The sequence below is a fragment of the Treponema sp. Marseille-Q4523 genome, from assembly GCF_016901105.1.
Classification (GTDB): domain Bacteria; phylum Spirochaetota; class Spirochaetia; order Treponematales; family Treponemataceae; genus Treponema_D.
In genome coordinates, this window is sequence record NZ_JAFEVM010000004.1 from 109,790 (window position 1) to 117,523 (window position 7,734).

Annotated in this window: 8 protein-coding genes; 7 read left to right on the forward strand and 1 reads right to left on the reverse strand. The window is 49.3% G+C overall.

The genetic code is table 11. From position 1 onward, the window contains the following. Positions 1-51 precede the first annotated feature (51 nt). The 7 genes from JSQ97_RS02265 (at position 52) to JSQ97_RS02295 (ending at position 6,965) form a co-directional block, all read left to right on the forward strand. A complete protein-coding gene (locus JSQ97_RS02265; protein ID WP_205074565.1) occupies positions 52-945 on the forward strand; it encodes a metallophosphoesterase in 894 nt (297 codons plus the stop codon). Between the two features lie 56 nt (positions 946-1,001). Continuing rightward, positions 1,002-1,856: a MurR/RpiR family transcriptional regulator gene (locus JSQ97_RS02270; protein ID WP_205074566.1), complete on the forward strand. Its 855-nt coding sequence runs from the start codon at positions 1,002-1,004 to the stop codon at positions 1,854-1,856. Beyond that, entirely contained in the window at positions 1,849-2,154 is a 306-nt protein-coding gene (locus JSQ97_RS02275) for a hypothetical protein (RefSeq protein ID WP_205074567.1), read from the forward strand. Before JSQ97_RS02270 ends, JSQ97_RS02275 begins: the two co-directional genes overlap by 8 nt. Before the next feature lie 238 nt (positions 2,155-2,392). Beyond that, positions 2,393-3,259: a class II fructose-1,6-bisphosphate aldolase gene (gene fba / locus JSQ97_RS02280; RefSeq protein ID WP_205074568.1), complete on the forward strand. Its 867-nt coding sequence runs from the start codon at positions 2,393-2,395 to the stop codon at positions 3,257-3,259. 38 nt (positions 3,260-3,297) lie between these two features. After that, positions 3,298-4,101, forward strand: a complete 804-nt coding sequence (locus JSQ97_RS02285) for a transketolase (protein ID WP_187384666.1) — start codon at positions 3,298-3,300, stop codon at positions 4,099-4,101. A gap of 1 nt (position 4,102) precedes the next feature. Further along, a complete protein-coding gene (locus tag JSQ97_RS02290) occupies positions 4,103-5,035 on the forward strand; it encodes a transketolase family protein (protein ID WP_205074569.1) in 933 nt (310 codons plus the stop codon). A 166-nt stretch (positions 5,036-5,201) separates the two neighbouring features. Beyond that, the gene (locus tag JSQ97_RS02295; RefSeq protein ID WP_205074570.1) at positions 5,202-6,965 is read left to right on the forward strand and encodes a flavocytochrome c; all 1,764 of its coding nucleotides are present in this window, start codon (positions 5,202-5,204) and stop codon (positions 6,963-6,965) included. Positions 6,966-7,115: 150 nt separating this feature from the next. On the opposite strand, the gene JSQ97_RS02300 is transcribed toward JSQ97_RS02295, so the two are convergent. Beyond that, a partial coding sequence (locus tag JSQ97_RS02300; protein ID WP_205074571.1) for a hypothetical protein occupies positions 7,116-7,734 on the reverse strand: 619 nt, incomplete at its 5' end.

The following is a 7,734-nucleotide window of genomic DNA, read 5'->3' on the forward strand; positions in this document are numbered from 1 at the left end:
CGCCGCATCGTGCACGCTTCCGGTCGTTTTGTTACGCAAATCGGGATAGGTATGAAACGGAAAATTAATAAATTATTTGTTTTGTTTTCGGTACTCGTCTTCGTTTCGTGCCGCACGATTCGAACGGTCGCTTACGACATCGAAGAGGCGCGCGTTTCGGGCGAAATCAGGATCGTGCAGATTTCCGATTTTCATTCGAACGATTTCGGCAAAGACGAAAATAAAATCATTGAAAAGATAAAAAAAGCGCGTCCCGACATCATCGCGATCACGGGAGATCTTTTCGACGAAAAAATGAAAGGCGATAAGCCGTTCAAAAACGTCGAAGCGCTCCTTTCAGGCATTCGCGATCTTTGTCCCGGATTTTTCGTGACGGGAAATCACGATTTTTCCGATCTGCATATCGAAAAAAAATACGCTATGGTCGAGCTGTACGGTTTTAAAGTGCTGCACGATGAAGCGGTTTCCCTCGATTTTCCGCAGGGTACCGTCGTTATCGCAGGTGTCGAAGATCCGTATTTCGGTTTGGGGGATCGGGCGGCGCTCAGAGTCGGAGACGACAGGGCTTCTTACCGTAGGCGCCTTGCCGCAGTCGCACAAAAAACGGATGAGCTCGTCCGTTCCGTTTCGGGCGAGCGGACGGTTTTGTTTACGCTGCTCCTCGCTCACCGCCCCGAATACGTAAAAGATTACGTGCAGTATGATTTCGATGTGATTTTGGCGGGACACGTGCACGGCGGGCAGTGGCGTTTTCCTCCCTTTATAAACGGTCTTTATGCACCGGGGCAGGGTATGTTTCCGAAATATGCGGGCGGCAAGTACACTTTGAAAAACGGCACGGTGATGGTCGTGAGCCGCGGGCTTTCGTATCAGCAGCCGAAAGTCGTTCGGATCTTCAATAACCCCGAATTGACGCTCGTGCGGGTCATACCGATAGTAAAATGATATTTTTGTTACATTTTTGTTGACAGCTTTTGAAAGTCGTGTTACGATTTATGCCGATGCCGCAGCACGTGGAAAAGGTCAATATCGCAGCGATCCCGCTTTGGGAAGTACAAGTCCGCAGCTCTTTGAATAAACTCAGCGCGTCGGAAAACCGTATAGCGGATTATGTTTTAAATGCTCCCGAATCCGTTTTAAGCGGCAGCGTCCGCGAGCTTGCGCAGAATAACGGCGTCAGCGAAGCGACGGTCGTCCGTTTCCTTCATCATATCGGCTATGCGGGCTTAAAAGATTTCAAAATCGCGATTTCCGAAGAAAGGGTTTTGGACAGAGGCAGAATTCCGGACGATTTTGCACTGCGTCCGAGCGATACGATGCACGATATTAAGTGCAAAGTTTTTTCCGGCTGCATGGAAGCACTCGGCGATACGCTCGATCTGCTCGATGACGCCGAGTTTGAAAAAGCAGTCGACGTGCTCGCGCGTGCGTCATACATAGAAATTTTCGGTATCGGAGGAGCGGCTGCGGCTGCGCGGAGCGCCCTGCACAATTTTCGCAAAATCGGCATCCGCGTTAATTACACGGCTTCTTTTAACTTTGAATATATGCAGCCGGCGCATTTCGATGCGGGAGATGCGGTCATAGCCATCTCTCGTTCCGGTGAAACACGGGATGTCGTAGAATCCGTTAAAATCGCCAAACAAAAGGGTGCCGTCGTCATCGCTATAAGCGATATCGGAGAATCTTCGCTGTCGAAGCTTGCCGATTGCCGCCTCGTTGCAACGAGCCGCGCCCGTATGTTTTCCGGCGATTCGATATATGAACGGATGGCGGGAATCGCCGTCATCCACGCGCTGTATGCGGGGGTAGCGATGCGTAAAGGTATGCAAAAGGAGTATTCTTTAAATGAGTGATTTTCCGCAAATCGTCGGCGTCGGTCATAATTGCCTCGATTATCTGTGTACCGTCGAAGCCTATCCTCCCGAAGACGGCTCCACGCATATCACTTCGATCGCAGAGCAGGGCGGTGGAGCTGCAGCTACTGCCGTCGCCATAAGCGTCATCGCCATTTTAATTACGCTTATCGTATTTTTATTTCAAAAATACCTGGTCGACCATTTTGATGGTCTTTACCGTCATTTCGCTTTTGCTGTTTACGAAGGTTTCGAAAGACGGAGATATTTCGATATAATCGAATCAAAAAATTATTAAAATTATTTTTATAGGAGTTGTGATAAAAAGCGCCGTCTGAAATATCGCCGTCGTTTTTTATCTCGAGTTTGTGCGGATGTTTGCAGAAGATGTGTATACATACCGGTTCGATAAAAATCGTATACATACGATACACTGTATTTTGCAAACTCGATTATTGAACGTGTGCGCGCTCGCGCACGGCTAAAAACTTTTTCGGATGTTGAAACATCCTGCAAAAGTTTTTATAGGAGTTGGTATGGTTTTGGTATCTGCAAAAGAGATGCTCGTCGATGCGAAAAAAGGCCGCTATGCGGTCGGGCATTTCAATCTTAACAACATGGAAAGCGTCCGCGCTTTTTTACTCGCGGCGGAGGAAGTTAAGTCTCCGATCATACTCGGCGTTTCCGGCGGAACGGCGAAATACATGGGCGGCTATCGGACGATCGCCGACATGGTGAGCGGTTTTATTAATTTTTTGAAAATCTCTGTTCCCGTAGCGCTGCACGTCGATCACGGAACCTATGAAGAAGCGCTCGATGCGATAGACAACGGTTTTTCGTCCGTCATGTTCGACGGTTCGAAATATCCGATCGATGAAAACATCGCAAAAACGCGCGAAGTCGTCGAAAAGGCGCACGCGAAAGGCATTTCCGTCGAAGCCGAAGTCGGCGCGATCGGCGGTGAAGAAGACGGCGTTATCAATTCCGGCGAATGCGCCGACCCTGCCGAATGCGAACGCATCGCATCTTTGGGGATCGATTTCCTCGCTGCGGGTATCGGCAATATTCACGGAAAATATCCGGCCGGATGGAAGGGCTTGGATTTCGACGTACTTGCAGCCATTCAGGTGAAGACGGGCGATCTGCCGCTCGTGCTGCACGGAGGATCGGGCATTCCCGCCGACATGGTAAAAAAAGCGATCACGCTCGGCGTATCGAAAGTCAACGTCAATACCGAATGTCAAATCGCATTTACCGAAGCGACGAAAAAGTATTTTGCAGAAGGCAAAGATAAAGAGAGTAAAGGTTTTACGCCGCGAGCCGTACTTGCGCCCGGTCTTGAAGCGACCAAACGCGTATGTATTGAAAAGATGACGCTGTTCGGAAGTATCGGAAAAGCGTAAATCGATATGCTATAATGGAATACGATCGAGAGGTTAGTATGACGATAGAAGAGTTGAAAAAGAAAGCCAAGCAGATCCGACGCGATACTGTTTGGATGATAGGAGAAGCGGGTTCCGGTCATCCCGGCGGTTCCCTTTCGGCGACGGATATCATGGTTGCCCTTTATTATTCGAAGATGAAACTTTCGGACGATCCGAACGACGAAGCGCGCGATCGTTTTGTTCTGAGCAAGGGACACGCGAATCCGCCGTACTATGCGATACTTGCGGATAAGGGTTATTTTCCGAAAGCGGAACTCAAAAATATCCGCCGACTGCACAGTATGCTGCAGGGACATCCGGACTGCAATAAATGCCCCGGTGTGGACTGCAGTACCGGTTCCCTCGGACAAGGCATATCGGTTGCGGCGGGTATGGCGCTCGGTTTCCGTTTGGCAAAAAAGCCGAACCGCGTATACGTGCTTACCGGCGACGGAGAATTGCAGGAAGGTCTTGCGTGGGAAGCCTTTATGGCCGCTTCTCATTATCACCTTGACAATCTCACCGTGCTCGTAGACAACAATCACCTGCAGCTTGACGGCCCTGTCGATACGGTTATGTCGCTCGGCGATCTTGCGGCAAAATTCCGCGCATTCGGTTTTGCCGTGTGCGAGGCGAACGGGCACGATTATGAGGCGCTGCTTTCCGCGCTCGATCACCGTGAAGACGGAAAGCCGCTCGCCGTTATCTGCGATACGATCAAAGGCAAGGGCGTTTCGTTTATGGAAAACGGACTCGGCTGGCACGGAAAAGCTCCTTCGGGCGACGAGCTTGAAAAGGCGCTTAAAGAATTGGAGGACTGATATGAGCGAAAAAAAAGCAACACGGCAGGGCTACGGCGACGGCCTCGTCGAGCTCGGCAAAAAATATTCCGATGTGATTGTCCTCGACGCGGATTTGGGACATGCGACCGGTTCTTTGGCTTTTCAAAAAGAGTTTCCCGACCGCTACATCGAAACCGGTATCGCCGAACAGAATTTGATCGGTATGGCCGTCGGCTTGTCGAAAGTCGGCTACGTGCCCTTCGCATCTTCGTTTGCAATGTTTACTGCCGGAAGAGCGTTTGAAATTATCCGAAATGCGGCGGCATACAGCAAAGCGAACGTAAAAATCGCCGGAAGTCATTCGGGCATCACGCCTGCGGGCGACGGAGGCACACATCAGTGCATAGAGGACATCGCCGCGCTTCGCGCAGTTCCGAATATGACGGTGCTGAGTCCATGCGATTACAATCAGGCAAAGCGGATCGTCGAAGCGGCTTATCATTTAAAGGGACCCGTGTATATCCGCACGTCGCGCGAGCCCATGCCGATCGTCACTTCTTGCGACACACCGTTCGAAATCGGAAAAGCGCAGAGCCTGCGTTCCGGCAAGGATCTCTGCATCGTCGCAACCGGTATTATGACGCCGCTCGCCCTCGAAGCGGCCGAGCAGCTCGCGTCCGACGGTATCGAAGCTTCCGTGCTGAACATCCACACGATCAAACCGCTCGACACCGATGCGATTGTAAGTGAAACGCTCGGCTGCGGCGGACGGATCCTCGTCTGCGAAGAAGCGAACCGTTTCGGGGGCATCGGCGAAGCGGCATCTTATGCGCTCCTCGGTAAGGGCGGCGTAAAGATGGCGCACGTTGCGGTCGACGACCGATTCGGACAGTCGGGGCAAACGGCCGAACTCCTTGCCGAATACGGCATCACCGCCGACAACATCGTCTCGAAAGCGAGATCGCTCCTGTAAGGTGCGGAGTATCCGGTATATCGAGGAATGAATATTATTAATTAATAAAAAAATGTCGGTTGTATATCCGTCCGTTTGACAATAAAACGGCGGAATATTATGATACGCTTATACTGCATAACATACGTTCGATTTCCGAATGTATATACACGATGGAGGAAAAAATATGAAGAAGATTTTAAAGGGACTGTTCGCGGCGGTTTTCGCTTCGACGGTTTTGTTTACGGCGTGGCCGCAAAGCGCTTCTATGAAAAACGGAACCTACACCGGAACGGGAGACGGCAAGGGCGGAAAGATAACGGTACAGGTTACCGTCAAAAAGAACGCGATCGTCGACATCAAAGTGCTTTCGCATAAAGAAACGCCGGGCTTCGATAAAGCGATGGATACGCTAAAAGCGGCGGTAATAAAATCGAACAGCACGGCAGTCGATACGGTTTCGGGCTGCACGCTCACATCGAAAGGTTTCCTTACGGCCGTGAACGCGGCGGTCGCACAGGCGGGTGGAGAATTAAAGGCGAATAAAAAAGCTGCCGCAACATCTACGTCCAAGGCGAAGCAGAAAAAAACGGAAACGCACGACGTCATCGTCATCGGTGCGGGAGGTGCGGGACTTGCAGCCGCAATCGAAGCGAAAGAAGCGGGCGCGGACGTTATCGTTTTGGAAAAGATGCCGATGGCCGGGGGCAATACGCTCATCTCGGGAGCCGAAATGGCAGCTCCGGGCAACTGGCTTCAAAAAAGAGACGGCATCGAAGACAGCGTTGCTCGCTTCGAACAAGATATAATGAAAGGCGGCGACAATATCAATAACCCCGAACTCGTGCACGTCGTCGCATCGAATGCGCTTGCCGGCGCGGAGTGGCTCAGAGATAAATGCGGCGTCGTATGGGAAAACTCGCTGATGTTTTTCGGCGGACATTCGGTAAAGCGCAGTTTGATCCCGGCAGGCGCGAGCGGCAAAGAACTCATCACCAAGATGCTCGCAAAAGCGGAAAAACTCGGCATCCCCATCGTGTACAATACGCCTGCAGTCGCGTTCGTGCAGGATGCGAAGGGACGCGTTACCGGAGTTTCAGCCGAAAGCAAAACGACGAACTACACGTTTTATGCGAAAAAAGGCGTCGTACTCGCAACCGGCGGTTTCGGCTCGAACCTCGACATGCGCAAAAAATACAATCCCGCCGTCGATGAAAACATCCTTTCGACGAATACGGTCGGCAGCACGGGTGACGGCATCGTCATGTCCGAAAAAATCGGAGCTGCCCTCGTCGATATGCAGTATATCCAAACCTATCCGATATGCGATCCACTTACGGGCACGCTTTTGTATTTCGACGATGCGCGCCTCTACGGCCACAGCGTTATCGTAAACAAAGAAGGCAAGCGCTTTGTCGAAGAACTCGGACGGCGCGACGTTATGTCCATGGCGATCAAAGCGCAGACCGGACACTGCTGCTATGAAATCATCGATCAAAAAGGATACGATGAAAGCCATCTGGAACAAAACCATGCGGCTGAAATCGCTTATCTGTACAAAAACAAGCTTTTGGTAAAAGCCGATACGCTTGAAAAAGCGGCGGAGTTTTTCGGCATCGATGCGAACGAGATGATTGCGACCGTAAACCGCTACAACAGCTACGTCGCACAGGGCAAAGATCCCGAATTCAATAAACGCAGTTTGACCTTTCCGATCGAAAAAGCGCCGTTTTATATTTTGAAAGCAGTGCCCGCAGTACACCACACGATGGGCGGCGTCAAAATCAACAGCCAAGCGCAAGTCATAAAAACCGACGGAAGCGTGATCCCCGGTTTGTATGCCGCAGGAGAAGTGACCGGCGGCGTACACGGCAAAAACCGCTTGGGCAGCGACGCGATCGCCGACATCATCGTGTTCGGCCGCATCGCGGGAAAGAACGCGGCAAAGTAAACGATTTGTAACGGAAACGACACGGTTCGGCGGCAGGGAAGCGATTGCACTTGCTGCCGGACTTGTGGGCGGGTGAACAGCTTGTCGGAAGATTTTAATAAATTATAGAAACGCTTTCAATACAAACAAATTTCTATTAAATTATATTAATTAAGGGGTCACAAATAATTTTAAGAAGTCTTTAAATGTAAATTTGTGCGGTATGCATAAGTATTCAACTTCAGATGTAAAAATTTTATCATCAAGAAGATAATCAATTGTAACAGTAATTTTCTTTGTTTTCTTGCCTCGTACTTTTCGTCCGGATATCTTCAAATCCAAATCGAATATTAAAAAATAAACTTTTTTATTGTTATATTCATATAAGGTTCCGTCTTCGTTATAGAGAAGATTTCCATCGGTATTTGGGAGAATACTGAATTGTTTATTAACATTTAAATTAATATATTCCCTTTTATTTTCCTCTTTAATTATAATTGATTTTATACATAAATTTTTAGCCGCTTCGGTTAGAATAAGACAGGCTTTTAAATAAAGACTTGTATCTAAGGTTCCGATAAAACCTCTGTAAACAGTCGGGTAGAACATTATGGTTAGGGGATAATTATTGTCAAATTCACGTTTTATCGGACGCCATCCGTCTTTATGTTGATATGCAATTTGTATGTCTTGAGTATGCAGATTATACAAATCTGTTACATCAGCAAATATTGATCCGGCAAAAAATATGAGAAATATGATAAACAGATTCTTTTTTATATTTTTGGGG

Coding starts and splice junctions, on each gene's coding strand:
- JSQ97_RS02265 (WP_205074565.1), top strand. CDS start 52: ATGAAACGGAAAATTAATAAATTATTTGTTTTGTTTTCGGTACTCGTC.
- JSQ97_RS02270 (WP_205074566.1), top strand. CDS start 1,002: ATGCCGCAGCACGTGGAAAAGGTCAATATCGCAGCGATCCCGCTTTGG.
- JSQ97_RS02275 (WP_205074567.1), top strand. CDS start 1,849: ATGAGTGATTTTCCGCAAATCGTCGGCGTCGGTCATAATTGCCTCGAT.
- fba (WP_205074568.1), top strand. CDS start 2,393: ATGGTTTTGGTATCTGCAAAAGAGATGCTCGTCGATGCGAAAAAAGGC.
- JSQ97_RS02285 (WP_187384666.1), top strand. CDS start 3,298: ATGACGATAGAAGAGTTGAAAAAGAAAGCCAAGCAGATCCGACGCGAT.
- JSQ97_RS02290 (WP_205074569.1), top strand. CDS start 4,103: ATGAGCGAAAAAAAAGCAACACGGCAGGGCTACGGCGACGGCCTCGTC.
- JSQ97_RS02295 (WP_205074570.1), top strand. CDS start 5,202: ATGAAGAAGATTTTAAAGGGACTGTTCGCGGCGGTTTTCGCTTCGACG.